At 71.1% G+C, this 26,096-nt stretch carries 21 protein-coding genes; 14 read left to right on the plus strand and 7 right to left on the minus strand.

Translation table 11 applies throughout. The annotated features are described in order from the left end of the window. The first annotated feature begins 180 nt into the window (after positions 1 to 180). Genes PGB34_RS18655 through PGB34_RS18690 form a run of 8 tightly spaced genes read left to right on the plus strand, consistent with a single transcriptional unit; the run spans position 181 to position 7,351 of the window. On the plus strand, positions 181 to 1,359 hold the full coding sequence (locus tag PGB34_RS18655; protein WP_271429611.1) for an ABC transporter substrate-binding protein: 1,179 nt from the start codon (positions 181 to 183) through the stop codon (positions 1,357 to 1,359). 31 nt (positions 1,360 to 1,390) lie between these two features. Next, a complete protein-coding gene (locus tag PGB34_RS18660; RefSeq protein ID WP_271429612.1) occupies positions 1,391 to 2,248 on the plus strand; it encodes a branched-chain amino acid ABC transporter permease in 858 nt (285 codons plus the stop codon). Continuing rightward, positions 2,245 to 3,252, plus strand: coding sequence for a branched-chain amino acid ABC transporter permease (locus tag PGB34_RS18665; protein ID WP_271429613.1), 1,008 nt, complete (start codon positions 2,245 to 2,247; stop codon positions 3,250 to 3,252). Before PGB34_RS18660 ends, PGB34_RS18665 begins: the two co-directional genes overlap by 4 nt. Beyond that, entirely contained in the window at positions 3,249 to 3,989 is a 741-nt protein-coding gene (locus PGB34_RS18670) for an ABC transporter ATP-binding protein (RefSeq protein ID WP_271429614.1), read from the plus strand. The genes PGB34_RS18665 and PGB34_RS18670 overlap by 4 nt, the downstream gene beginning before the upstream one ends. 13 nt (positions 3,990 to 4,002) lie before the next feature. Continuing rightward, entirely contained in the window at positions 4,003 to 4,704 is a 702-nt protein-coding gene (locus PGB34_RS18675) for an ABC transporter ATP-binding protein (protein ID WP_271429615.1), read from the plus strand. Between the two features lies 1 nt (position 4,705). Next, positions 4,706 to 5,272, plus strand: a complete 567-nt coding sequence (locus tag PGB34_RS18680; protein WP_271429616.1) for a MarR family winged helix-turn-helix transcriptional regulator — start codon at positions 4,706 to 4,708, stop codon at positions 5,270 to 5,272. Further along, entirely contained in the window at positions 5,269 to 6,243 is a 975-nt protein-coding gene (locus PGB34_RS18685; protein WP_271429617.1) for a PDR/VanB family oxidoreductase, read from the plus strand. The genes PGB34_RS18680 and PGB34_RS18685 overlap by 4 nt, the downstream gene beginning before the upstream one ends. A gap of 31 nt (positions 6,244 to 6,274) precedes the next feature. Further along, positions 6,275 to 7,351, plus strand: a complete 1,077-nt coding sequence (locus tag PGB34_RS18690; protein WP_271429618.1) for an aromatic ring-hydroxylating dioxygenase subunit alpha — start codon at positions 6,275 to 6,277, stop codon at positions 7,349 to 7,351. Between the two features lie 33 nt (positions 7,352 to 7,384). On the opposite strand, the gene PGB34_RS18695 is transcribed toward PGB34_RS18690, so the two are convergent. Together PGB34_RS18695 and mltA are read right to left on the minus strand one after the other, a co-directional pair. Then, a complete protein-coding gene (locus PGB34_RS18695) occupies positions 7,385 to 7,927 on the minus strand; it encodes a MarR family transcriptional regulator (RefSeq protein ID WP_271429619.1) in 543 nt (180 codons plus the stop codon). Between the two features lie 39 nt (positions 7,928 to 7,966). Next, a complete protein-coding gene (gene mltA / locus PGB34_RS18700; protein WP_271429620.1) occupies positions 7,967 to 9,115 on the minus strand; it encodes a murein transglycosylase A in 1,149 nt (382 codons plus the stop codon). On the opposite strand from mltA, the gene PGB34_RS18705 reads away from it, so the two are divergent. Together PGB34_RS18705 and PGB34_RS18710 are read left to right on the plus strand one after the other, a co-directional pair. Further along, positions 9,114 to 9,347: a hypothetical protein gene (locus PGB34_RS18705; protein WP_333909037.1), complete on the plus strand. Its 234-nt coding sequence runs from the start codon at positions 9,114 to 9,116 to the stop codon at positions 9,345 to 9,347. The genes mltA and PGB34_RS18705 overlap by 2 nt on opposite strands. Before the next feature lie 364 nt (positions 9,348 to 9,711). Continuing rightward, a complete protein-coding gene (locus PGB34_RS18710; RefSeq protein ID WP_271429621.1) occupies positions 9,712 to 10,368 on the plus strand; it encodes an OmpA family protein in 657 nt (218 codons plus the stop codon). Between the two features lie 98 nt (positions 10,369 to 10,466). Here PGB34_RS18710 and PGB34_RS18715 read toward each other — a convergent pair whose 3' ends face one another. The 4 genes from PGB34_RS18715 to PGB34_RS18730 are packed head-to-tail and all read right to left on the minus strand — an operon-like array spanning position 10,467 to position 18,231. After that, on the minus strand, positions 10,467 to 11,099 hold the full coding sequence (locus PGB34_RS18715) for a response regulator transcription factor (RefSeq protein ID WP_271429622.1): 633 nt from the start codon (positions 11,097 to 11,099) through the stop codon (positions 10,467 to 10,469). A 5-nt stretch (positions 11,100 to 11,104) separates the two neighbouring features. Further along, a complete protein-coding gene (locus PGB34_RS18720; protein ID WP_408647921.1) occupies positions 11,105 to 13,183 on the minus strand; it encodes a two-component system sensor histidine kinase NtrB in 2,079 nt (692 codons plus the stop codon). A 54-nt stretch (positions 13,184 to 13,237) separates the two neighbouring features. Beyond that, positions 13,238 to 14,056, minus strand: coding sequence for a carbon-nitrogen hydrolase family protein (locus PGB34_RS18725; RefSeq protein WP_271429624.1), 819 nt, complete (start codon positions 14,054 to 14,056; stop codon positions 13,238 to 13,240). Continuing rightward, positions 14,053 to 18,231 (minus strand): YhdP family protein, encoded by a 4,179-nt coding sequence (locus tag PGB34_RS18730; RefSeq protein ID WP_271429625.1) that lies wholly within the window; start codon positions 18,229 to 18,231, stop codon positions 14,053 to 14,055. The genes PGB34_RS18725 and PGB34_RS18730 overlap by 4 nt, the downstream gene beginning before the upstream one ends. A gap of 202 nt (positions 18,232 to 18,433) precedes the next feature. On the opposite strand from PGB34_RS18730, the gene glnE reads away from it, so the two are divergent. The 3 genes from glnE to PGB34_RS18745 all read left to right on the plus strand — a co-directional run bounded on the left by glnE (position 18,434) and on the right by PGB34_RS18745 (position 24,086). Beyond that, a complete protein-coding gene (gene glnE / locus PGB34_RS18735) occupies positions 18,434 to 21,187 on the plus strand; it encodes a bifunctional [glutamate--ammonia ligase]-adenylyl-L-tyrosine phosphorylase/[glutamate--ammonia-ligase] adenylyltransferase (RefSeq protein ID WP_271429626.1) in 2,754 nt (917 codons plus the stop codon). Beyond that, positions 21,180 to 22,493: a septal ring lytic transglycosylase RlpA family protein gene (locus PGB34_RS18740; protein WP_271429627.1), complete on the plus strand. Its 1,314-nt coding sequence runs from the start codon at positions 21,180 to 21,182 to the stop codon at positions 22,491 to 22,493. The genes glnE and PGB34_RS18740 overlap by 8 nt, the downstream gene beginning before the upstream one ends. 213 nt (positions 22,494 to 22,706) lie before the next feature. Next, positions 22,707 to 24,086: a glutamate carboxypeptidase gene (locus tag PGB34_RS18745; RefSeq protein WP_271429628.1), complete on the plus strand. Its 1,380-nt coding sequence runs from the start codon at positions 22,707 to 22,709 to the stop codon at positions 24,084 to 24,086. A gap of 31 nt (positions 24,087 to 24,117) precedes the next feature. On the opposite strand, the gene PGB34_RS18750 is transcribed toward PGB34_RS18745, so the two are convergent. Next, entirely contained in the window at positions 24,118 to 25,002 is an 885-nt protein-coding gene (locus tag PGB34_RS18750; protein WP_271429629.1) for an RNA polymerase sigma-70 factor, read from the minus strand. Positions 25,003 to 25,209: 207 nt separating this feature from the next. On the opposite strand from PGB34_RS18750, the gene PGB34_RS18755 reads away from it, so the two are divergent. Further along, entirely contained in the window at positions 25,210 to 25,806 is a 597-nt protein-coding gene (locus tag PGB34_RS18755; RefSeq protein ID WP_271429630.1) for a glutathione peroxidase, read from the plus strand. Positions 25,807 to 26,096: the final 290 nt, after the last annotated feature.

The raw sequence follows: 26,096 nt of genomic DNA on the forward strand, positions 1-26,096 counted from the left end.
TCCGGGGCACGGCCCTTTGCTTTCTGGGGAAAAGGGGCCGGGCTGCTTGCGTTGGCCGCGGGGCCGGCAAGCCAGGGGTGGGATAACCCTCATTTAGTTGAGATTGCAACTGGTTGGTATATCAACCAAAATCAAGCCTCATCCAAGCCGCACCCCCGACGGCACCCAGAAGGAGACGACATGCCCCTGAATCGACGCGCCCTGTGCGGCGCCGCGCTCGCCGCGGCGGCTTTCATCCACCCTTTTGCGCAGGCGCAGGACGCGACCATCAAGGTCGGCATCGTCGGCCCCTTCTCAGGCCCCTTCGCGCACTACGGCTCGCTCTTCAAGGCCGGCGCTGAAGCCTATGTGGCCAGCCAGGGCGGCAAGCTCGCGGGCAAGACCGTGGAGTTGATCTACCGCGACACCGGCGGCCCGAACCCCGCGCAGACGCGCGTGCTGGCGCAGGAGCTGATCGTCAAGCACAAGGTGGACTACCTGGGCGGCTTCGTGTTCACGCCCAATGCGCTCGCGGTCGCGCCGCTGATCGAGCAGTCGAAGACACCGGCCGTGATCTTCAATGCCGCCACCTCTTCCATCACCGAGAAGTCCGAGTACTTCGTGCGCACCAGCTACACGCTGTGGCAGGTCACGGTGCCGCTGGCCCAGTGGGCGGCCAAGCAGGGCCTCAAGAAGATCGTGACGGCCGTGACCGACTACGGGCCCGGCGTCGATGCCGAGGCCGCGTTCAAGAGTGAGTTCGAGAAGCAGGGCGGCACGATCGTGGAGACGATCCGCATGCCGATCGCGACCACGGACTTCGGGCCTTTCGCGCAGCGCATCCGCGCCAGTGGCGCTCAGGCCGTCTACACCTTCCTGCCGGGTGGGCCGCCCAACCTGGGCTTCGTGCGGGCGTACAACGAGAACGGCCTGGCCAAGGCCGGCATCCAGTTCCTGGGCACGGCAGAGACCGACGAATTCGATCTGCAGAAGTTCGGTGACTCCGCGCTGGGCCTGACCACCGCCTTCCACTACTCGGGCGCGCACGACTCGCCGCAGAACAAGGCCTTCGTGGCGGCCCTGAAGAAGCAGGATGCGTCAGCCGTGGCGAACTACGCCTCGGTGGGCGCGTGGGACGGCATGCATGTGATCCACAAGATGATCGAAGCCACGGCCGGACGCAAGGACGGGGCGAAGGCGCTGGCGGCCGCGCGCCAGCTTCAGTGGGAGAGCCCGCGCGGGCCGGTGCGCATCGACCCGAAGTCGCGACACATCACGCAGAACGTGTACCTGCGCAAGGTCGAGAAGCAGGGCGGCCTGCTCGTCAACGCCGAAATGCAGAGCTTCGGGCCGCAGGTCGACTTCGGCCTGAGTCCCTGAAGCGGGCGGCGAGGCACAGGGGCGAGGCGTCGTGAACACCTTCTCCAACATCCTGATCGACGGCCTGGCGTACGGCATGGTGCTGTTCGTCATCGCCGTCGGGCTGTCGGTCACGCTGGGCCTGATGCGCTTCGTGAACCTGAGCCATGGCGCCTTCGCCATGGTCGGCGGCTACTGCGTGGCGCTCATGACGCGCGAAATGGGCTGGAGCTTCTGGCTGGCGGTGCCGCTGGCCGTGCTGGCGACCGGCCTGCTGGGCGCCCTGCTGGAGGCGACGGTGCTGCGGCATCTCTACCAGCGCAAGGAACTGGACCAGGTCCTGTTCACCATCGGCCTGAGCTTCGTGCTCATCGCCAGCACCAATGCGCTGGTCGGCCCGCAGGTGCAGATGGTGAAACTGCCGCCGTCGTTGGCCGGATCGGTGGACCTGGGATTTCGCACGCTGCCGGCCCAGCGCCTGCTGGTGATCGGTGCCGGCATCGCCGTGGCCCTGGGCGCGGCCTGGATGGTGACGCGCACGCGTTTCGGCATCTGGCTACGCGCCACGGTGGACCACCCGGGCACCGCTTCCTCGCTGGGTATTCCCATCCGCCTGGTGCAGTGCCTGACCTTCGCCGCGGGCGCGGCCATGGCGGGCCTGGGCGGCGTGCTCGGGGCCGAAGTGATGCCGCTGGAGCCCTACTACGCGCTCAAGTACCTGGTGCTCGTGCTGGTGGTCGTGGCCGTGGGCGGAATGGGCAGCATCCCCGGCTCGCTGTGCGCGGCCATCCTGCTCGGCCTCATCGAGACGGCCAGCAAGTACCTGGCCTCCGACTGGGGCAGCCTCTTCTTCTACGCCGCCATGGCCCTCGTGCTGGCCTGGCGCCCCAACGGACTGCTGAAGCGATGAACACCACCACCCTTTCCGATACGGCGGCGCAGGCCATTGCCGCATCGCCCGCGCAGCCGGCACCGCGCTGCGCCCCGGCCTGGCGCGCGCCGCTGCTGGTGCTGGCCCTGGGCCTGGCGGCCTGCCTGCTGATGCCCGAGCAGCTGGGCCTGCTCACGCGCATCTTCATCATCGGCCTGCTCGTGCTGTCGCTGGACCTGGTGGTGGGCGTGGCCGGCCTGGCCACGCTGGGCCACAGCGCGCTCTTCGGCGTCGGGGCCTACGCCGCCGGAATCTTCGCGCTGCATGTGATGCCCGACCCGCTGCTGGGCCTGGGTGTCGGCCTGCTGGCAGGCGCACTGCTGGCTGGCCTGAGCGGCGCCTTCCTGCTGCGTTATCACGGCTTCACCTTCCTGATGCTGACGGTCGCGGTCTCGCAACTGGTGCTGTCGGTGGCGCACAAGGCGCGCGACTGGACCGGCGGTGACGACGGGCTGTCGGGCTATCTGATGGCGCCGCTGCTCGGCCGCTTCGAGTTCGACCTCGAAGGCCGCGTGGCCGCGTACTACGCGCTGGCCGTGCTGGTGCTTGGCTTCTACGTGGCGCGCCGGCTCGTCGATTCGCCCTTCGGCCTGGCGGTGCGCGGCATCCACGAAAGCCGCGCGCGCATGGCGGCACTGGGCACGCCGGTGTATGCGCGGCTGCTGCTCATCTACACCCTGGCCGGCGCGCTGGCCGGCGTGGCGGGCGCGCTGTCGGCGCAGACCACGGCCGTGGTGGGCCTGGACAGCCTTTCCTTCGGCCTGTCGGCCGAGGTGCTGGTCATGCTGATCCTCGGCGGCGCGGGTCGGCTCAGTGGCGCACTCATCGGCGCAGCCCTGTTCCTGGTGCTGCACCACACGGCGTCTTCCATCAACCCCTACCACTGGCTGTTCATCGTCGGCGCGCTGCTGATGGGCGTGGTGCTGGTGCCGCCGGGCAGGGCCTGGGTCTGGCTGCGCGCGCGCCTGGGAGCCGCACGATGAGCGCGCTGCTGGAACTGCGCCACGTGGACAAGCGCTACGGCGGCCTGCACGTCACGCGCGATGTTTCGTTCCAGCTGGCGGCCGGCGACCGCCTTGCGCTGATCGGGCCCAACGGTGCCGGCAAGACCACGCTGGTGCACCAGATCAGCGGCGTGGTGGGCTCCGACGGCGGCGAAGTCTGGCTGCGCGGCGAGAACGTCACGCGCCTGTCGCAGGCCCAGCGCGTGCGCCGCGGACTGGCCCGCACCTTCCAGATCACCACGCTGGCACCGCACCTGCCCGCGCAGCGCCAGATCGAGATGGCGCTGTTCGAGCGCGAAGGGCTGGGCGGTGGCCTCTGGCGCAGCGTCGACAGCTACCCACACCTGAGCCAGGAGGCGCGCGAGCTGCTCGAGCGCTTCGGCCTGGCCGCACACGCCGCCACGCCCACGCAGGACCTGGCCTATGGCGAGCAGCGCCTGATCGAAATGGCGCTGGCCCTGGCCCTGCGACCGAAGGTACTGCTGCTGGACGAGCCCATGGCCGGCGTGCCCAAGGGCGACGGCGGGCGGCTGCTGGCGGCGCTGGATGCGCTGCCGCGCGAGCTGGGCGTGCTGATCATCGAACACGACATGGACCTGGTGTTCCGCCTGGCCAACCGCATCCTGGTGCTGTGCGAAGGCGCCGTGCTGGCCGACGGCACACCCGACGAGATCCGGCGCAGCCCGGCCGTGCGCGCGGCCTACCTGGGGAACTGAAATGACGCAAGGCATGCTGCAAGTGAAGGCGGCCCGCGCGGGCTATGGGCCGATGACGGTGCTGGACGGTCTGACTTTTGAGGTCGGGCGCGGCGAGCGGCTGGCGATGATCGGCCGCAACGGCGTGGGCAAGACCACCGCGCTGCGCGCCGTGATGGGCGTCATCCCGCTGCGTGGCGGCGCGGTGCTTTTCGAGGGCGAGGACGTGAGCCGGATGTCGGCCCACCAGCGCGCCGAGCGCGGACTGGGCCTGGTGCCGCAGACGCGCGATGTGTTCCCTTCGCTCAGCGTCGAAGAGAACCTGCTGGCCGGTCTCAAGCGCCGGCCCAGGGCTGCACTTCAGGAGGCCTATGAGCTGTTCCCGCGACTGGCCGAGCGCCGCCGCAACGGCGGCAACCAGCTGTCGGGTGGCGAGCAGCAGATGCTGTCGGTGGCGCGCGCCCTGCTGGGGCGGCCCAAGTTATTGCTCATGGACGAGCCGCTCGAAGGCCTGGCCCCGCTGATCCGCCAGGAGCTGCTCGCGGCCTTTCGCTACATGAGCCAGCAGACGGGCATCGCCGTGGTGATCGTGGAGCAGCAGGTGGAAGAAGCACTGGCCTACGCGAGCCGCGCGCTCATCCTGGACCACGGGGCCGTGGTGCATGACGCGCCTGCCGAGGCGCTGGCGCAGGACACCGGCACGCTGGAGCGCTGGGTCGGCCTGGCGGTGCATTGACATGGAAGGCCTACGCGCCCCGCTCGCCGGGCAGCCGCACGAGGATGGACCCACCGCTTATGTCGATCTGCAGCGCTACGTGCCGGCCTACCTGACCTGGACGGCCAACAAGCTCTCGCGCGGGGCCTCGGGCTTCTACCTCACACACTTCGGCGTGGGCATCGAGGTGTGGCGCTGCCTGGTGCTTCTGGCCGTGGACGGGGCATGTTCGGCGCAGCAAGTCTCGCGCGTCATCGGCCTGGACAAGGCCTCGGTCAGCCGCTGCTTCAAGCGCATGCAGGAAGACGGGCTGATCCGCATCGAGCTGGCGCCGCGCGACGGCCGCTCCCGCATCGCGGTGCTCACGCCGCGCGGTCGCGTGCTGCACGACCAGATCCGCGAGGTGGCGCTGGCGCGCGAGAGGGCACTGCTGGCCGTGCTCTCGCCCCAGGAGGCGCAGGCGCTGCTCGCGCTGCTGCAGCGCGTGCATGAAAACCTGCCGAACGTGGAAGCGGCCACCGCGCAGTTCCTGGCGGCGCGCGAAGCCGGACAGACCTTGTCGAAGGCTGCCGCAAGGGTGAAGAAATGACCGAACAAACGATGGTGATGGATGTGAGAGTGCGCGCACGGCGCGACGAGGCCGTGGGCATCTGCAGCTTCGAGCTGGAGGCCCTCGACGGTCAGGCCCTTCCGGCCTTCAGCGCGGGCGCGCACATCGACGTGCATGTGCCCGCCGGGCTGGTGCGGCAGTACTCGCTGTGCGGCGATCCGCAGGACGCCAGCCATTGGCGCATCGGTGTGCTGCGTGATGCGACCTCGCGCGGGGGCTCGGCGGGCATGCACGAAGGCGTGCAGGTGGGCTCGGTGCTTCAGGTGAGCCGGCCGCGCAACCTGTTCGGCCTGGCCGAGGCGCCGCACAGCGTGCTGGTGGCCGGCGGCATCGGCGTCACGCCGATCCTCGCGATGGCGCGTGCGCTGCATCGTCAGGGCGCCAGCTTCGAGCTGCACTACTGCGCCCGCTGCCCCGAGCGCATGGCTTTTCGCGACGAGATCGCCGGGGCCGGTTTCGCGCAGCAGGCCCGCTTCTACTTCAGCGAAGGCAGCGGCGATGCGCCAGCCTTCGATGCCGCTGCCGTGGCCGCGAACGCGCCCGCCGGCGCCCACCTCTACGTCTGCGGGCCGGCGGGCTTCATGGACCATGTGCTCGGCGCGGCTCGCTCGGCGGGCTGGACAGAGTCCAGGCTGCACCGCGAGCACTTCGCCGCGGCTGCTGCGCCGGACGGCGCGGGCGAGCAGCCCTTCGTGATCCGCCTGGCGCGCTCGGGCGCCCAGCTGCAGGTGCCCGCCGGCACGACGGCCCTGCAGGTCCTGCTGGACCATGGCATCGACGTCAACTTCTCCTGCGAATCGGGTGTCTGCGGCAGCTGCATCACGCCGGTGCTCGACGGCGTGCCGGAGCACCGGGACAGCTGCCTGATGGACGCCGAACACGCCGAGAACAAGCTTTTCACCCCGTGTTGCTCGCGCGCGAAGACGCCGGCCCTGGTGCTGGACCTGTGAGCAATCAACCCTGCCTTCCAAGGAGACCCACATGACTGCCGAATGCATTCCGATCCAGCCCGTGGCCAGTGAAGCCCGCAAGGCGAGCTTCCCGCTGGACCAGTGGTACATGGCCGGCTTCTCCACAGACCTCACGGACAAGCCCGTGGGCCGCACCTTCCTGAACCAGCGCGTGGTGATGTTCCGCACCGCCGACGGCCAGGTGGCGGCGCTGGAGGACCGCTGCTGCCATCGGTCGCTGCCGCTGTCCTGCGGCACGGTGGAGGCGCAAGGCGTGCGCTGCGGCTACCACGGCATGCTCTACGCGCCCACCGGCCAGTGTCTGGAGATCCCGGGCCAGGAACGCATTCCCGCCAAGGCCAGGGTGCGGGCCTATCACATGGCCGAGAAGAACCACATCCTGTGGATCTGGATGCCCCGGGAGGCCGGCGGCGCCCCGAGCCGCGAGGCGCCGGCCTACCCCTGGCACGACGACCCGCGCTACACCTTCGGCACCGGGGCCTATCACTACAAGGCGCCGTGGCAGCTCATTCACGACAACCTGCTGGACCTGAGCCACCTGGGCTACGTGCACCTGCAGACCATCGGCGGCGACGCGCGCCTGCACATGAACGCCGGAATGAAGGTCACGCAGGAAGGGGACACGGTCAAGGTGGTGCGGCAGATGCCCGGCTCGCGCCCGCCGCCGACCTACAAGGCCGCCTGGCCTTTCGGCGAGACCTGCGACCGCTGGCAGGAGATCGAATTCGACCTCTCGCACCTGAGGATCTGGACCGGCGCGATCGAGCCCGGCACGGATTCGATCGACGACCCGCAGCGCGGCGGCTTCCACATGCGCGGCCTGCACGGCATCACGCCGGAGACCGAGGAAACGTGTCACTACTTCTGGAGCATGTCCAGCACGCGGCATCCCGACAAGCCCGACAACAGCGCAGCCGTCATCCAGCAGACCGCCTTCACCTTCGATGAGGACCGCGTGGTCATCGAAGAGCAGTACCGCAACATGAAGGCCTTCGGCGGCAAGCCCGAATGGATCGACATCCATGTGGACGCCGGGGGCAACCGGGCGCGGCGCGTGGTGCAGCGGCTGATGGCAGAAACAGCCTGAGCGCGCCCGCGCCGGGCGCACGCAGGGCAGCACTCATCCGCGCGAGCGGCGCGCGCGTGCGTCCGGATAGTGCTGGGCCAGGAAGGCCGCCGTCGCCTGCTCGACGTTCGGCAGGTTGTCGTGCAGGCGGCGCAGCAGGTTCAGCAGCGTGCGTCGCTCTTCGGCTGACAGCACCGAAAGCAGCACACGCTCGCGTTCCTGGGCCAGCTCCAGGATGCGGTCGTGCAGCGCGCGGCCCTTGTCGGTGATAGTGGCCAGACGCAGCCGGCCATCCTTGTCGTCCAGGTCGAAGCTCACCAGGCCGTCGGCCTGCATGCTCTTGAACACGCGACTGACCGAGGCCTTGTCCATGCCGATGGTTCTGGAGATGGACTGCGCGGTCAGCCGGTCCTCGATGGCCAGCAGCACCAGGATGCGCCAGGTCTCAATGCCCACGTCGAAGGCGCGCAGGTAGGCGCTCGAGGCACCACCCGACAGCTTGTTGGCGATCCAGGTCAGGTAGGCGGGGGCGTAGTGCTCCAGGTCGACGACGGCCTTCTTGCGGACGGCGGCAGCCGCAGGCTTTGGGGTGGCCACGGGGGAGGGGGCTTTCGATGCCATGCGTGCGCCCGCGCCTCAGCGCCGCACGCTGGCGCCCGTCGGGTCCATGCCGCGCGGCCACAGCGCCCACAGGCGCAGCGGCTGCTTCATGCGCGCGGCAAAGCGGCCGGCCTCTTCGCCGGTGCCGGCGAAGTAGTCGGCGCGCACGGCACCGACGATGGCGCTGCCCGTGTCCTGTGCCACCACCAGGCGCTGCAGCTGCGCCGTCGGGCCGATGGACTGCAGCCACACCGGCGTGCCGTAGGGGATGGCCTCGCGGTCCACCGCGATGGAGCGGCCGGCCGTGAGCGGCACGCCCTGTGCGCCGCGCGGGCCGAAGGCCATGTCCACGTCGGCCAGCGACTCTTCACGGAAGAACACATAGCGCGGATTGGCCCACAGCATCTGCTGCACGCGATGGGGGTTGTTCTGCGCCCAGGCCTTGACGTCCTCGGGCCAGCGGCTGATGGGCGAAACGCCCTGGCTGGACAGCCAGGCCTGCACGCTGCGATAGGGCTGCTCGTTGGTGCCGGCAAAGGCCAGGCGCACCGTCTGCTGGCGCCCGTCGGCTTCGGTGATGCGCAGGCGCCCGGAGCCCTGGATGTGCAGCATCAGCGCGTCCACGGGGTCCGCCATCCATGCGATCTCGCGGCCGCGCAGCGTGGCCTGCGCTTCGGGCAGCGTTTCGAGCTGCTGGCGCGTGAAGCCCTGGCGGCCGCGCACCCAGCCCGCGGGCAGGCCGTACAGCGGCACGCGGTGCGTGGCGCTGGGCTGGCGCGCGGCGTCGAAGACCGGCTCGTAGTAGCTGGTCAGCAGGCCCTCGGCCTGGCCCGCGGGCGACTCCACGCGGTAGGGCTGCAGGTGCTCCATCAAAAAGACGCGCTGCTCGGCATCGGTGGCGATGGCCAGGCGCCGCAAGGGCGCACACAGCGGTGCGATGGCCGCGTTGGGCCGCTGGCAATTGGCCATCAGCGCGCCCCAGGCCTCGTGCACCGCGTCGTCCGAAAAGCCCGGCAGCTCGGCCCAGTCCACGGGCACCCAGCGGGTCTTGGGATGGGTCAGCGGCCCCGGCAGCACGCCCGTGGGCGGCGCGGCGGACGGGGGCGCGGAAGGGGTGGCGGAAGAGGCATCGGGCCCTGCGGTCTGGGGGCCGCTGGCGCAACCGGCCAGCAATGCTGCGATCATGACGGAGGCCCAGACTGCGGGCCCCCACTTGGCTTTTCTCATGCTCGTGATTTTGCTTGAAGCCCTTGCCGCGCTGGCCCTGCTTGCCCTGATCGTTTGGTGGACCATGTTCCACGGCCGCCGCCGCGGCGAACTGGGCGAAGAGGGCCAGGACGAAGCCGCGGCCCCGCCTGCCGAACAGCGCCCGCCCGCGGCCGCCGCACGGGCACCGCACGAGCCACCGGCGCACTGAATCCCCGCCCCGGCCAGGCCACCCTGCCGCGGTGCACCGAGCCCCTGTCGGACGCTGCGCCATGACCGCGTGCGCGCCCGGCGCGAGCTGCGCCGACGCAGTGCCCAGGCCATGGCGCTGCGTTAAGGTGAGGCCCGTTGCCTGTGCGGCCGCATCCCTGAGTGAACGGTGTCACACAAGTCGATGACTTTTGCGCAGTGCTCACACTCGGATACGCCGGCAACAAGCAGCAGACACGAATGGGCCCGGTTCTTCGGTTCTCATACGCAGCGCCGCAGCGCGGTCGTGGTCTTCATTCAAAGGATCGCAGCCACTGCGTTTGCAACGGCCCCGGTTTGCGGGCCTCACCTTCAGGAGAAAAAAGATGCAAAGCAAACTCGTTCTGAGCACCGTCGCCATCGCCGTGGCCCTCACCGGCTGCGCCGGCATGAGCGACACCCAGCGCAACACCGGCATCGGCGCCGGCGTGGGCGCACTGGGCGGCGCGGCCATCGGCGCTGCCACGGGCAACAGCCGCTCGGCCGCCACGGGCGCAGCCATCGGCGCCGGCGTGGGTGCGCTGGGCGGCTATCTGTGGTCGCAGCGCATGGAAGCGCAAAAGCGCCAGATGGAACAGGCCACGCAGGGCACGGGCATCCAGGTCTCCCAGACGGCCAACAACGAGCTGAAGCTGGCCATCCCCAGCGACGCGGGCTTCGACACCGGCCGCGCCAACATCAAGCCCCAGCTGGCCGGCGTGCTGGACCAGTTCTCGGGCGGCCTGCGCAACAACCCGAACGCCGAAGTGCGCATCATCGGCCACACCGACAGCACCGGCAGCGACGCGGTCAACAACCCGCTGTCGGTGGAGCGGGCCGCTTCCACGCGCGACTACCTGGTCTCGCGCGGCGTGCGCGCGCAGGCCATCCAGATCGACGGCCGCGGCTCGCGCGAACCCGTGGCCAACAACAACACCGACAGCGGCCGCGCACAGAACCGCCGCGTGGAGGTCTACGTGGGTGAGCGTCCGGCGCAGGGCTGATTCGAAAAAAAGCCCCCGGCGCAAGCCGGCTGCATGCCCCGCAATTGCGGGGTGCTCAGCCGGCTTTCTTGTTGCTGCAAAGGCGGTGCGGTCAGGCCTCACACCCCGCGCAGCAAATTCGCCAGCTCCACCGCGGACTTGACCGACATCTTGTCGAAGACCTTGGCGCGGTGGACTTCGACGGTGCGCACGCTGATGTTGAGCTGCTCGGCGATCAGCTTGTTGGGCAGGCCCTCGACCACGCAGCGCATCACATCGCGCTCGCGCTCGCTCAGTTCGGCCACGAGGTCGGTGACATGGGCGCGCGCCTGGCGCGCGGCGATGGCGGCCCGGGACTGCGCGAGCGCGCGCTCGACGCGGTCCACCAGGGCGTTGTCCGAAGAAGGCTTTTCGCAAAAGTCGAAGGCCCCGCGCTTGACCAGATCCACGGCCGTGGAGACGTCCGCATGGCCGGTCAGGAAGATCACGGGCATTTCCACCAGCCAGGCCTGCGCGCTGAGCCGGTCGAACAGCTCCAGCCCGCTGGTGCCGGGCATGCGCACGTCCAGCAGCAGGCAGCGCGGCAGGTCGCGCTCGGCCGGGGTCAAGGTGCTCAGGCGGGGCCAGAAGGCGTCGGCGCTTTCATAGTGTTCGCTGGGCAGGCGGCGTGAGCGTAGCAGCCAGGCCATGGCTTCGCGCACGCTGGCGTCGTCGTCCACGAGGAAGATCAGGGCATCGATGGAAGGCTGCATGGCGTTCAGGCGACAGGGAGTGTGAAACGGAACACCGTGCCGCGCGGTTCATTCGGCATGTGGATCAGTGCGCCGCCGTGCTGCTCGACCACGGTGCGGCACAGGCTCAGGCCCAGGCCCATGCCTTCGGCGCGGGTGGTGAAGAAGGGCGTGAACAGGCGCTCCTGCACGTCGGGCTGGATGCCCACGCCCAGGTCGCTGACGCTGAATTCCACCCACTGCCGCGAGGGCGTCGTGCCCTCTTCCTGGCCGGGGTGCGGCACGCGCTCGGCGCGCAGGGTCAGCACCCGTTCGCGCAGCTCGCGCCGGTCCATGGCCTGCATGCCGTTGCGCACCAGGTTCAGCAAGACCTGTTCGACCAGGGTGCGGTCGCAATGCACGGGCGGCAGGTCGGTGGCGGCCTGCACCACGATCTGCGCGCCGATCTTTCGCGCCTGCAGCCGGGCCAGCGGCATCACGGCCTCGAACAGGGCCAGCGGCACCACGGCTTCGCGCGTGCGGTCGCGCCGCCGCACGAAGTCATGCACGCTGCGGATCACCTGCCCTGCGCGCTCGGCCTGTTCGGCGATGCGGCGCACGGCCAGGCGCAGGTCCTGCTGCGCAGGCGCATCGGCCGGCGCGCTGGTGCCCAGCAGGTTCAGCGAGCCATTGGCATAGCTGGCGATGGCCGCCAGCGGCTGGGTGAGCTCGTGGCTCATCAGCGAGGCCATTTCGCCCACGGTGGCCAGGCGGGCGCTGGCCTGCAGCCGTTCCAGGCTGGCGCGCGAGATTTCCTCGATGCGCCGCTGCTCGCTCAGGTCGATGAAGGCGCTCATCCAGCCGGTCTGCACGCGCTGGGCATTGACCAGCGGGGCTTCGAAGATCTGTACCGGAAAGCGGCTGCCGTCCTTGCGCTGGAAGATCGATTCAAAGCCTTCCTGCGCCGTCACGCCGCTGGCCTGGCGCTGCCACTGGCGGGCGCGGTATTCGGTCTTGAGTTCGGAGGGCCAGTAGGGCACGTCCACATCGCTGGTGCCCACCAGCTCTTCGGCCGAAAAGCCCACCATGGCACAGAAGGCCGGGTTGACGTAGGTGATGCGGCCCATGAGGTCGCGCGCGCGCAGGCCCGTGATCAGCGAGTTCTCCATGGCCTTGCGAAAGGCCAGCGCGTCCGACAGCTCATGCTCGGCGCGCAGGCGCCGGCGCGTGTCGCGCGCCAGCAGCACCAGCACCGAGACCAGCGCGATCGACATGCCCGTCACCAGCGCCGTGAGCACGTTGGGGAAGAGGTCGGGCGCCTGGCGCCAGCCATTGACGCGGAACATGTAGCTCACGCCCGGCAGCTCCAGCGGCTGCTGGGCGCTGAAGACGCGGTTGCCCGCACGCCGCGCCGCGCCGATGCTGACCAGCCGTGTGCCGTCGAGTTCGTTGAGCGACACCTCCTGCCCGCGCGTCATGTCGGCCGGGATGCTTTCGGTCAGCAGCGCGCGCAGGCCGTAGGTGGCGACCATGAATTCGCCGTCGGGCGTGGGCACGCAGGCTTCCATCACTTCCAGCCCGCCCGAGGCATCGGCCACCGGCAGGTAGTGGCTGGCGGAGTAGGCGCCGCTGCGCTGCGCGCGCGCCTGCAGGCAGGCCTGTTCCACTTCGACCGGCAGCCCTTCGCGCCGCGCGGGGCTGAAGGGCGAGGGGCGATAAGGCGTGTCGGCGGCCGCGCGCGTGCGCAGTGCGGCATCGCGCCACTCCACGCGCAGCCATTCGCGTTGTTCGTGCAGCAGGGCCTGGGCGTCCTGCTGCCAGCGCTCGGTGCTTTCGCGGCTGGCCTGCAGCGCCAGCAGGCTCTGCTGGTTGCGCGTCAGGTCGGCGCGCATGTCGAGCACGGCCAGGTCGGTGTCGCGCTCGAGCCGGCTTTGCACCTGCTCGACCTCGTGCCGGCCCGCGAGCCAGACCACGGTGACCAGCAGGCCCAGCACCAGCACCGCCAGCAGCAGCCACAGGAACCAGCGCCGCCACAGCGAGCGCACGGTGCGCCACAGCGAAAGCCAGGGCGCCGCCGTCTCCTGCGCCGCCTGCGGGGCCGGCGGCGCGGGTTCGGGTTCGGGCATCGAGGTGTCCGAGGGCAGGGTGGCGCTCATCGACAAGGCGGTGGGCTCAGTCTCTCAGAGCACGCAGTGCGTGAGTGCGGGCAGCTGGTGGCGGCACTGCTGGAGGCGCGCGGGGTCCAGCTCGGCCAGCACCACGCCTTCTCCGGTGGCGCGCTGGGCCAGCACCTGGCCCCAGGGGTCGGCGATCAGGCTCTGGCCCCAGGTGCGCCGGCCGTTCTCGTGCGTGCCGCCCTGCGCGGCGGCGCAGACCCAGGCCAGGTTCTCGATGGCACGCGCGCGCAGCAACACCTCCCAGTGCGCCTGGCCCGTGGTGTGGGTGAAGGCGGCGGGCACCAGCAGCAGGTCGGCACCCTGGCGCGCCAGCGCGCGGTACAGCTCCGGGAAGCGCAGGTCGTAGCACACCGACAGGCCCACGCGCCAGCGCTGGCCGTCGCGCGCCTGCAGCTCGAAGCACACGGGCTCGCGGCCGGGCGCGATCACGCGGGCTTCGTCATAGCTTTCGCCCAGGCCGCTGTCGAAGCGGAACAGGTGGATCTTGTCGTAGCGCGCCACGCATGCGCCCGTGGGGCCGTAGACCAGCGTGCTGTTGAACACATGCGCGTCGTCATGGGCCTGCAGCGGCAGCGTGCCGCCCACGATCCACAGGCCCAGCGCGCGTGCCTGCGCGGCCAGAAAGTCCTGCACCGGGCCGGCGCCAGACTGTTCGCGCAGCGCCAGCTTGTCGCCTTCCTGGCGGCCCATGAGGCAGAAGTACTCGGGCAGCACGGCCAGCTCGGCGCCGGCATCGGCTGCCTCCTGCAAGAGCGCCTGGGCGCGGGCCAGGTTGGCCTCGCGCGAGACGCCGGACACCATCTGAAGCGCAGCGACTTTCATGGCGTGTGGTTCTCCGTCGGTGGGGTGCTGCGCGCGCCGCCGAGCATCCAGTCGGGCAGGCCGGGCAGCGAGGGAACGGGCAGCGAAGGCAGGGCCGGCAGGTCGGGCAGCAGCCGGGGCAGCGGCGTGACCGGCGCGGGCGGTGCGCCGCCCGCACTCGCGCCGGTGGTGCGCCGCGGCACCTGCGTGACGCGCGGGTCGGCCCAGGTGCCGGCGATCTCGAACTCGCGCGTGGTGGCGGCCACCAGCGGGCGGCTGAGCACGGCCTGCGCCAGGAAGGCGCCGATGCCGATGGCCGGGTTGATGGCCGTGGCCACCAGCGCCGCGGTGCCGGCGTTGATCTCGGGCACCACCACCACCCGCAGGTTCTGCGTCTCGTGCGCGATGTCGGCCGAGCCTTCCATCAGCACCGCGGCATTCACGCCCTTCATCTGCAGGTTGTTGGTCTGGGCCACGCCGTTGCTGATGCGCGCGTCGCCGCGGATGAAATCGAAGGCGAAGCCGGCGCTGAAGATGTCGCGGAAGTCCAGCGTGAAGCGGCGCGGCAGCGCCTGCAGGCTCAGCACGCCCAGCAGCTTGGCGATGCCGGGCTCGGCCTTGAGGAACTGGCCCGAGTTCACGTCCAGGTGCAGCTGGCCCGCCAGGCTGGGATGGTCGATGGCAAAGGGCGAGCCGCGCCACTGCACCTGGCCGGCCAGCGCGCCCTGGCCGCGCGCCAGCACGTCGGCCATGCCGAAGCGCCTGAGCAGCGCGCCCGCATCCTGAATGGCCAGGTGGAAGTCCAGCGCGGTCTGGCGCGGCCCGCTGGCGGCGCCCGGCACGGCCGACCACTTGCCCTGGGCGCGGAATTCGGCCTCGGGCGTCTTGAGGTTCAGCCGGTTGAGCCGCCATTCGTTGAGCGAGCCGCCCTGGTTGACGGCCTCGATCTCCAGCCGGCCCAGCTGGCGGCCGAAGAGTTCGAGCTCGTCCACCACCACGTCGAGTGCGGGCAGGGTGTGGGGCTGTTCGTCGAGCAGCGACTCCACCTGGTCGGCCGCGCCGGCCTCGATCTTCAGGCGCGCCAGCCGCGCGTGCAGCCGGCCGGCCTGGCGCAGGTTGTAGGCCACGTCGCCGCTGAGTTCGCGCGCGTCGATGCGGGCATGCCAGAGCTGGCCTTCGCGTGTGCCTGCCAGCGCCACCTGGCGCAGCGTGCGCCCGGCCACCACCAGCTCGTCGGTGTGCAGCTGCACGCGCGAGGGCGCCCAGGGGTGGTCCGCGGGCGCGGCCGCGGCGGCGCCCGGCGGCGTGCCGGCCGCCGCAGTGCCCGGGTTCATGAGCTGGCGCCAGGCATCCACGTCCACCCGCGGCAGCGCGACCTCGGCCATGGCGCCGCTGGCCGGCAGCCGGGCGGCCGTCACGGCCTCCTTGCCCAGCCGCACGGCGCCCTGCAGCAGCTTTGGCGTCTCTTCGCTCACGTCGCTGACGTAGTCGGCCGAGGCCACATCACCCAGCCGCGCCTCGAAGTGCTCGCGCAGCGGATGGCCGTCGGGGCGGCGCTCGCTGATCTGCTGGCGCACCAGCAGCGGCAGCGCGTCGGCCGCGGCCTTGTTCAGCGGCGCAGGCCAGGGCAGGCCCAGGCCCTGCAGGTCGCTGCGCAGCTCGAAGCTGGGCCGGCCCTGGCGCAGCGCCACCTGGGCGCTGTAGGCGGCGCCGCCTTCGGCACCGCGGGCCAGGCCGGTGAGCCAGGGCCATTCGTGCAGGCCGCGCAGGCCCTCGGCCGTGAAGCGGCCCTGCGCGCGCAGGTCCAGCTCGGTCTGCGCGCGGTCCCAGCGGCCCTGGCCCTGCACCTGGAAGGGACCACCGGCCCACTGGGCCTGCAGGCCGTCGAGCGAGAAGCCGCTTTCGGTGAAGCGCAGCGGGCCCTGCACTTGCGAGAACTGCGGCGTGCCCGGCGCCAGTTGCAGGGTGTTGCCGGCCAGGCCGATCTGGGCCTGCACCTTCACGTTGGCCGAATGGGCCAGCGGCATCTGCATCTGCAGCCGGTAGTCGGCCTGGCCCTCGCCGCGCACGCCGCTGGCGAAGGCATGGGCCTCGGGCAGGGTGCGCAGCAACGGCACGCCCAGGCGCGTGAGCTCGCCCAGCGGGCCGCGCATGCGCGCATCCACCGTCAGCAGGGCGTCGTGCACGGCCATGTTGGCGATGCGGGCCTCGCCCTGGAACACCTCCATCTGCGTCGCGCCGGCCAGGTGGCCGCGCGCGTTGCGCACCTGCATGCCCGAGCGCTCGAAGATCAGCTCGCCCGACACGCCGGCCAGCGCCGGCCAGGGCAGGGTGCGCACGTCGTCGGCCGGCACCTTCGCGGCCTGCGCGGGCGGGGGCGGCGGCACATAGGCGAACTGCACGTCGCGCACCTTGGCCGCGATGCGGAATTCGCCCTGGCGCGGGTCGTTGAAAGGCACGTCCCAGAGGTCGCCGCGCACGCGGAAGTCCACCGAACTGGCCGTGCCCTGGCGCACGGCCTGCTGCACGTAGTCGCGCGTGTCCTGCGGAATGCTCAGTGGCAGGTAGCGCCACACGCGGGTGCCGTTGGCGCGCGTGAGCGTGCCCTGCAGGTCCAGCACGCCCGGAAAGCGCGAGCGGCTGCCCGAGGTGGCCGCATCGGCCGTGTGCCAGCTGGCGCGCGCCGTGCCCGCGGCGTCGGCGTTGGCAAAGCGCAGCTCGGGCACGCTCAGCTCGATGCGCTCGCCCTGGATCTTCCATTGCGCGCGCGCCGTGGCGCTGTCCAGCGGCAGCACGGGCTGCTCGAACACGCCCGGGAATTCCAGCGCACCCTGGTCGATGCTCAGTTGCGCGTGGCCGCCGTCCTGGTTCAGCTCGAAGCTGCCGCTCAGGCCGCGGATGCCCGGCGTGCCCACGGGCGGGTGCGCGGTGGGGCCGGGGGCCGGCAGCGGCACATCGCCGGCCACGGCCAGCCCGGCCACCTGGCCCTTGGCGTGGTAGCGGCTGGGGGCATCGGCCGGGCCCTGCCAGCTCAGCTCGATCTGCTCGACCAGGCCCTGCGGCGCGCGGCTGGCCAGCAGCTTGCGCACGGCATCGCCCAGCGGCAGGCGGTCGGCGATCAGCGCCAGCGCACCCAGGTCCAGCCGGTCCGCGCGCAGCACGCCGGTCTCGGGCAGCTTCGCCTGCTCGGCCTCGCGCCGGAACCACAGGTTGCCGCCGGACCAGCGCTCGCCCTGGCCGGTGGTGAACTGCAGCGCCTGGGTCGAAAACTCGAAGAAGGCCGGCGACTGCTGCACCGACACGCGGCCGGTGAGGTCGCGCAGCACCAGCGGCTGCAGCTGGGCGCCCAGCACGGTGTTCACGCGCGAGAGTGCCAGGTCGGCCACGCCGCCCACCGGCTGGCCCTGCGCCACGTCGATCCAGGCGCGCAGCGCGCCGCTGCCCTCGCGGATGCGCGCGTCCAGCGTCACGTACTGGCCCAGGCGCGAGACGTCGATGTGCGGCAGCTGGGCATGGATCTGCCCCTGCCAGCGCTTCCAGTCGCCGGGGCGCGTGCTCAGCAGCGGCTGGCGGAACTGGGCGCTGAGCGTGAAGCGCTGGCCCCAGCCCTCGGGCGGCGTGGCGTCCAGCCGCATCTGGTGGCGCCGGCCGCCGTTGCGCGCGACGAAGCGCACGTCCGACAGCAGCAGCGGCGCCGCACCGCGGGCCTCGTCGGTCCAGCGCACGGTGCCGCGGGCCACCACGAACTCGCGCTGCGCGAAGAACCAGTCGGCGATGGCCGTGTCGCCGTCGATGCGGGCGCTGTCGCTGGACAGGTCCAGCCCGGCCACGTGCAGGCGCCCTTCGCGCGACAGCCGCATGTCCACCTCGACCTGCTCGATGTAGAGCTGCTCGAAGCCCAGGCGCCACACCGAGCGCGGCGACACGCTCACCACCACGCGCGCCAGGCGCAGGGCGTCGCGGCCGGCGCTGTCCTGCAGCGCCACGTCGTGCAGCTCGATGGTGGGGAACAGGCTGTTGGATTCGGCCTGGATCGCCCCGATGCGAACGGGAGCCCCTACGGCCCGGCTGGCCTGGGTTTCCAGCAAGCCGCGCCACTCGCCGATTCGCGGCACAATCCACGCGTGCAGGACCAGCAGCAGGATGCCGAACAGCAGCCAGGCCGCACCCAGCAGCCCGAGCAGCCAGCGTGCCATCACAGCCGTCGATCTGAGCAGTCGTGAAGGGATGGGCGTCGAGACATTCATGAGGGAGCGCGCGGTGTCGGAAATTATGACTGCCGGTTCGCCACCGGGTTCCGCCCGGCGATGCGCACACTTGCGCTGAACCGCGAGAACCTCCCAGAACGCCAGTCAGAACGCCGCCAGAACGCCTGTCTCGTCGCCCCGAACCGTCACCGTGCCTTCATCTGCCTACTCGCGCTTCGTTCAACGTCTGCGCCGCCGTTATGCCCAGGAACTGAGCCTGCTGCCGGCCGGTGCGCCCTTGCGGGAGCACATGCGCGGCGCCTATGCCGCGCTGCGCGAGAGCGGCCATGGCGCCGGCGATGCGCTGCGCATCGTGCGCCAGCTCGTCATGGAGCGCCTGGTGATGCTGGACTGCGACGAGCGCTGCGAGCTGGGCGTGGTCACGCGCGCCGTCACGCACCTGGCCGAATTCGCGCTCGACGTGGCCTGCACCGAGGCCTTTGCCGAACTCGACGCCGTCCACGGCGCCCCGCTCACGCCCGAGGGCGAGCGCGCCCAGCTCTGGGTGGTGGGCATGGGCAAGCTGGGCGCGCGCGAGCTCAATGTCTCCAGCGACATCGACCTGATCTACATCTACGACCAGGACGGCGACACGGCCGGCAATGCCGACGGGCGCGGCCGGCTGTCCAACCAGGAATACTTCGCCCGGGCCGTCAAGCGCATCTATGCGCTGGTGGGCGAGACCACCGAGCACGGCTTCGTCTTTCGCGTCGACCTGGCGCTGCGGCCCAACGGCAACTCCGGCCCCAGCGTGGTGTCGCTCGGCGCCCTGGAAGACTACCTGCAGGTGCAGGGCCGCGAGTGGGAGCGCTTCGCCTGGCTCAAGAGCCGCGTGGTGGCGCCGCGCACCAGCATCGCCAGCGGCTCGGCCCAGGGGCTGCGCGGCGTGGTGCTGCCCTTCGTCTTTCGCAAGTACCTGGACTACAACGTCTTCGAGTCGCTGCGCGTGCTGCACCGGCAGATCCGCGAGCAGGCCGCGCGCCGCAGCGCCGGCCGGCCCGAGCGCGCCAACGACGTCAAGCTCTCGCGCGGCGGCATCCGCGAGATCGAGTTCATCGTGCAGCTGCTGCAGGTGGTGCGCGGCGGCCAGTTCCCCGAGCTGCGCACCCGTCCCACGCTCGAAGGCCTGCAGCGCGTGGCCCGCGCGGGCCTGATGCCGCAGGAAACCGCCGACGCCCTGGCGCGCGCCTATGTCTTCCTGCGCCAGGTCGAGCACCGCGTCCAGTACCTGGACGACCAGCAGACCCACATGCTGCCCGTGGCCGACGACGACCTGCTGTGGGTGGCCGGCACGCTGGGATTTCCCGACTGCTGCGCCTTCCTGGCCGAGCTGGATACGCACCGCGAGCTGGTGGCCGAGGAATTCGACCGGCTGCTGGGCGGCGACAAGCGCTGCACGGGCGGCCAGTGCAAGGGCCCCAAGGGCGGCGCAACGCCGGCCATCGACCTGAACGAGCTGCTGGCCGAGCTGCCGCCGCGCTTTGCCGAACGCATGCAGGCCTGGTGCGAGCACCCGCGCATCCTGGCTCTGCGCGACGAGACCCGTGCGCGCCTGCGCCAGCTGGTGCGGCGTACCGGCCAGTGGCTGCGCCAGACCGATGAAGGCGACGAGAGCGGCGAACCCCGGCCCGTGGAGGCCGCGCTGCGCTGGGCCGACTGGATCGAGCCGCTGCTGCGCCGCGAGAGCTACCTGGCCCTGCTGGTCGAGCGCCCCATGGTGCAGGACCGCCTGCTGCGCCTGCTGGCCTCGGCCAAATGGCCCGCGCGCTATCTGATGCAGCACCCGGGCGTGATCGACGAGCTGGCCGGCCCGCAGATGCTGGCCGGCCGCTTCGACGCGGCCGAATTCGAGCAGGAACTCGAGGCGCGCCACGCCTCGCTCAGCCGCACGGGCGAGGCCGACGAGGAATCGCTCATGAGCCTGCTGCGCCGGGCTCACCATGCCGAGGTCTTCCGCACGCTGGCGCGCGACGTGGATGGCCACCTGAGCGTGGAGCAGGTGGCCGACGACCTCAGCGCGCTGGCCGACACGGTGCTGCGCATCACCGCGCGCTGGTGCTGGCCGCTGGTGCGCAACCGGCACCGCGAGACGCCGCAGTTCGCCGTCATCGGCTACGGCAAGCTGGGCGGCAAGGAGCTGGGCTACGGCAGCGACCTGGACATCGTCTTCGTCTACGAGGACGACGACGAGCGCGCGGGCGATGTGTATGCCGCCTACGTGCGGCGGCTGATCAACTGGCTCACCGTCAAGACCCGCGAGGGCGATCTGTTCGAGATCGACACCGCGCTGCGGCCCAACGGCAACTCGGGCCTGCTGTGCACCAGCTTCGACGCGTTCGAGAAGTACCAGCTCGGCCGCGGCAGCAACACCGCCTGGACCTGGGAGCACCAGGCCATGACGCGCGCGCGCTTCGTTCTGGGGGATGACCTGGCTCCCGCCACGCCCGCCACCGACGCGTCCTCGCTGCGGGCGCGCTTCGACGCCGTGCGCGAAGCCGTCATCACCGCCCCGCGCGACTGCGCTGCGCTGCGCGAAGAGATCATCGCGATGCGCGAGAAGATGCGCTCGGCCCATCCGGTCAAGCCGGGGCTCTTCGATTTCAAGCACAGCCCCGGCGGCATGATCGATGCGGAATTCGCGGTGCAATACCTGGTGCTGTCGGCCTCCGCCGAGCACCCCGAGCTGCGGCCCAACCTGGGCAACATCACGCTGATGCAGCGCGCCGAGGACGCGGGCCTGCTGCCCGCAGGCGTGGGCCGGCAGGCCGGTGCGGCCTATCGCGAACTGCGCCGCATGCAGCACCGCGCCCGCCTGGACGAAGCCCCGACCCAACTGCCGCTGGAGCGCGTGAGCAAGCAGCGCGAAGCCATGCAGGCCCTGTGGAATGCTGTCTTCAATGATTGAACTAAAGCGCACCCCAGGCCGCTTCGCGGTTTGTTTTTCGAGAACCTCGCTTGGGCTGAGCGCCGCTGCCATAGCCCTGCTGCTGGCAGGCTGCGCCAGCGGGCCCGGTGGGCGCATCGGCAGCGACGGCGCCGAAGCCCGTCCGCCGGCCGGACTGGACCGCGTGCCGTCGGCCGAGCCGCGCGAGGAGCCCATCCGCCAAAGCGGCAGCACCAGCAAGCCCTACACCGTGCTGGGCCGCAGCTACACGCCGCTGACCGACGACCGGCCCTTCAGCGAACGCGGGCTGGCTTCCTGGTACGGCCGCAAGTTCCATGGCGCCTCCACGGCCAGCGGCGAGCCCTACGACATGTATGCGATGACGGCCGCCCACAAGACGCTGCCGCTGCCCAGCTACGTGCGGGTGCGCAACCCGGCCAACGGGCGCGAAGTGATCCTGCGCGTGAACGACCGCGGCCCCTTCCACGAGGACCGCATCATCGACCTGAGCTACACGGCCGCGCTGCAGCTCGATCTGCTGCGCGGCGTGGCGCCGGTGGAGATCGAGCGCATCACCAATGCCGACATCCGCGCAGGCACCTGGCGCCGGCCCGGCGATGCGCAGCCGGTGCTGGCGCGTGCGGGCGCCACTCCCGCCGCCACCCCCGCCGCTGCGGCAGCGCCTTCTGCCGCGAGCACCGTGCCCACGGCCGTGTCTTCGCGCGATGCGCGCGGCGTGCCCGTGGCGTGGGTGGTGCCTGCCGTCGCCGGTGCCGGCGCCTCGCAGCCGCGCCGTGCTGCGCCAGCGGCCCCTGCTCCGGCTCCGGCCGCACCCGTGCTGCTGGCGCAGGCCGACATCCCGCCCATCCGCGTGCAGCCCACGCCGCCGCAGTCGCCCCAGGTGCTGAGCGACACCGCGCCGCCGCCGCGCTTTGGCAGCATGCAGACCAACGACCTGCCGCCGCTGGAGCCCGCGCCGGCGCCGCCAGCAGCGCCCTTGTCCACCGCGGCGCAGGCGCCGGCACCTGCGCCCGCTGCAACCGCCGCGCCCACCGCACCCACCGCGCCCGCCGCACCACAGGCCGCCGACACCCGCGGCTTCTGGGTGCAGCTGGGGGCCTTTCGCGAGCCCGGCGGCGCGCAGACGCTGCAGGCCCGCACCGCCCGGGAGCTGCCGGCCCTGGGCCCGCAGATGCGCGTGTTCAGCGAAGGCGGCACGCACCGCCTGCAGGCCGGGCCCTACCCCTCGCGCGAGGTGGCGCAGGACCTGGGCCTGCAATTGCGCAACGGCCTGGGCCTGGTGCCCATCGTCGTCGAGCGCCGCTGACAAGGTTTCGCCGCCAGCGCATGGCTGCGTTGGGGCACCCCGCCTCGCGCTGCGCTTGAGCGCCGAACGGAATGAAGCATGCGGCGCGTTGCGCCGCCTCTGAACTTGCCGCAAACTGGCCCGGCCCAGGACGGCGACGCGGCTTGTGCCATGCGCCGTCCGGGTGCCCGTGCGGAAGGTCCGCAGCGGGCCTTCCAGTGCTTCGGAGCAGACATGCCGACCTCCCCCTTCGATCGTTCCCGCTGGCCCGTGCTGTGCAGCACGCTGGGCCTGGCCCTGTTGCTGGGCGCCTGCGCCTCGCAAACGCCGCAGACGCCGCAGAACCCCGCCGCCGCTGCGGCCCCGCCCGCTGCGGCCGTCACGCCGCTGCCCGTCGACGCCGCGCTGCGCGCGCAGGCGCAGGCCGAGGTCGCGCCCTATCTGAAGACGCTGGAGTCGCTGGTGGCCATCGAGTCCGGCAGCCGCGACCTCGAAGGCCTGTCCAAACTCAGCGGCGTCATCGCCGGACGACTGCGCCAGGCCGGCATGCAGGTGGAGCTCAAGCCCACGCGCGCGCCGGACTTCCACCCGCAGCTCAAGGGCGCCGAGCTGGGCCAGATGGTGTATGCCACCAAGGCCGGCAAGGGCGCCAAGAAGGTGCTGCTGATCGCGCACATGGACACCGTCTATGCGCGCGGCATGGCGGCCAAGCAGCCCTTTCGCATCGACGGCGACCGCGCCTACGGACTGGGCATCGCCGACGACAAGCAGGGCGTGGCGCTGATCCTGCATCTGGTGGACCTGCTGGCGCGCAACGGCTTTTCCGACTATGCGCAGCTGGGCGTGCTGATCAACGGCGACGAGGAAGTGGGCTCGCCGGGCTCGGGCGCCTTCCTGACCCAGCTGGGCAGCGAGTACGACGCGGTCTTCTCCTTTGAAGGCGGCGGCAGCGCCACCGCCGACGGGCGCGACATGGTGCGCCTGGCCACCAGCAGCATCGCCATCGTCGAGATGAAGGTCACGGGCAAGGCCAGCCATGCCGGCTCGGCCCCGCACCTGGGGCGCAACGCGCTGTACGAGCTGTCGCACCAGATGCTCAAGAGCCGGCAGTTCGGCGACCCGGCCAAGGGCCTGCAGATCAACTGGACCGTGGCCAATGCGGGCGGCTCGCGCAACGTGATCCCGGCCGAGGCCACGGCCATCGCCGACGTGCGCTCCCTCACCAACGCCGATCTGGACCTGATGGAGGCCGCGCTCAAGAAGTCCATCGAGGAGAAGCTGATCCCCGACACCCGCATCGACCTGAGCTCCTATCGCAGCCGCCCGGCCTTCGTCTCCAACGCGGCTTCGCGCGCGCTGGCCGAGCATGCGCGCAGCACGTATGCCGGGCTCAATCTGCCCATGGACGTGCGCGAGCGCGCGACCGGCGGCGGCACCGACGCCGCTTTCGCCGGCCTGCGCCCCAAGGGCGGCGTGCTGGAGAGCTTCGGCCTGCGCGGCTTCGGCGCGCACTCCAATGACGACGAGTACGTGCTCGTGTCCAACATCGCGCCGCGCCTGTACCTGGCCACGCGCATGGTCATGGACACCGGGCGCGGCCAGGTGCGCTGGTAGCAGCCGCCCAAGGCCTGGCCGCTCCCGCGCTTCAGGCCTGCGCCAGCCGAGCCACGATGCGCGCCAGCTTGTCGGGGTTGCGCTGGGTGTGGATGCTGACGATGCGCTCGTCGGACCATTCGAAGGCCTGCACCGACTCGAGCTGGCCCTGCACGAAGCGCAGCAGCCCGGGCTCGCCATTGACCATCGCCACCTGCGTGCGCACCTCGCCCAGGAAGCGACGGCAGACGGCGTAATAGAGCATGGCCACGCGCTGGCCGCCCAGCAGCGGCCGGCCGAAGGAAGGCACCTTGCCGCCGCCGTCGCTGATCAGCACCACGTCGTCGGCCAGGGCAGCCTTGAGCCCCTGCAGATCGCCATGCTGGGCCGCTTCGGCAAAGGCGCGCAGCAGGCGCAGGCGCTGGTCCTGCGGCACGCTCTGGCGCGGGCGCTCGGCCTGCACCACCTGGGCCTTGGCGCGGTGCACCAGCTGGCGGCATGCGGCTTCGGTCTTGCCCAGCGTGGCGGCGATCTCGGCATAGTCGGCGTCGAAGACCTCGCGCAGCAGGAAGGCCGCGCGCGCTTCGGGCGCCAGCCGCTCCAGCACCGTGAGCAGCGCCACCGACAGCGCGCCCGCCCGCCCCACCAGTTCCTCGGGCGTGGGTGGGCTGTGTTCCACCAGTGGCTCGGGCAGCCAGGTGCCCACGTAGTGCTCGCGCTGCGTGCGCGCGGTGCGCAGGCGGTCGATCGCTAGGCGCGTGGTCACGGTGACCAGCCAGGCCTCGGCGTTGGCGATCACGTCGCGCGCGGCCTCGTGCCAGCGCAGCCAGACGTCCTGCACCACGTCCTCGGCCTCGGCGACCGAGCCCAGCATGCGGTAGGCGATGCCCTGCAGCCGGGGGCGCAGGCGTTCAAAGAGGCGGGTGGCTTCGTCCATGAGAGCAAGACGTCTGGCGGCGGCGGCCTGTGACAGGCAGGCCGCGCTGCGCGAAGGCGGCATCGTGACACAGCCCGGGGGCTTGCGCGGCGCTCTTCCTCCAGGGCAGCCTCCCGTGCCGATGGCCGGGTGCGTGACAGGGGCGGCGCCGGCGCGCGATGATGGGCGCCCGCGCCGCACCGGCGCATCCGTGCCGCAGCCGCCTCTATGCGCCTTCCTGCCGTTCTCGTTCTCTTTCTTCTTGCCGCCGCCAGCCTGGGTGCGTCGGCCGCCGACTTGCCCGCTGCGGGCACCAAGGCCGCGCCGGCGCCGGCCGGCTGCCCGCCCCTGCTGGACAAGCGCTTCGACCGCCTGCAGGACGAAAAGCCGCAGGACCTGTGCCAGTACGCAGGCCGCGTGCTGCTGGTGGTCAACACCGCGAGCTTCTGCGGTTTCACCAAACAGTACGCGGGCCTGGAGGCGCTGGAGCAACGCTACCGCGCCCGCGGCTTCACGGTGCTGGGCTTCCCGTCGAACGACTTCGCGCAGGAAAAGGGCAGCAACGCCGAGATCGCCGAGTTCTGCGAAAGCACCTTCGGCGTCAAGTTCCCCATGTTCGTCAAGAGCGCCGTGCGCGGCAGCGACGCCAACCCGCTGTTTCGCGAACTGGCGGCGCAGACCGGCACCACGCCCAAATGGAACTTCTACAAGTACCTGGTGGGCCGCGACGGGCGCGTGGTGCAGGCCTTCTCGAGCATGACGGCGCCCGACGACGCGGCGCTGGTCAAGGCACTGGAAGCGCAGCTGGCCGTGCCGGCGCGCTGAACCCCGCGCCGCAGGCCACGTTCATTCACAAAATTTAACAAGGACGAAGGGAACCGTCGGCAGCCACCTACGCTCTGACTGCCCATGAACGTCGATGATTCGACTTCACGGTTTTCATGTTGCGAAGCCTTCCGGCCTGGCCGGACTGAAATCCCGGGGCGACTCTTCTCCTCCTCCCTCCCTCCCTCCTTCGTTTCGGGGCGCTTCGCAGCATTTTTATCTTCAGGCCGGCGCCGATGCGCGACCCGCCGGGGCAAGACAAAAGGGCTTCCAGTTGGAAGCCCTTTGTC

It is taken from the genome of Xenophilus arseniciresistens (genome assembly GCF_028023875.1).
GTDB lineage: Bacteria > Pseudomonadota > Gammaproteobacteria > Burkholderiales > Burkholderiaceae_C > Xenophilus > Xenophilus arseniciresistens.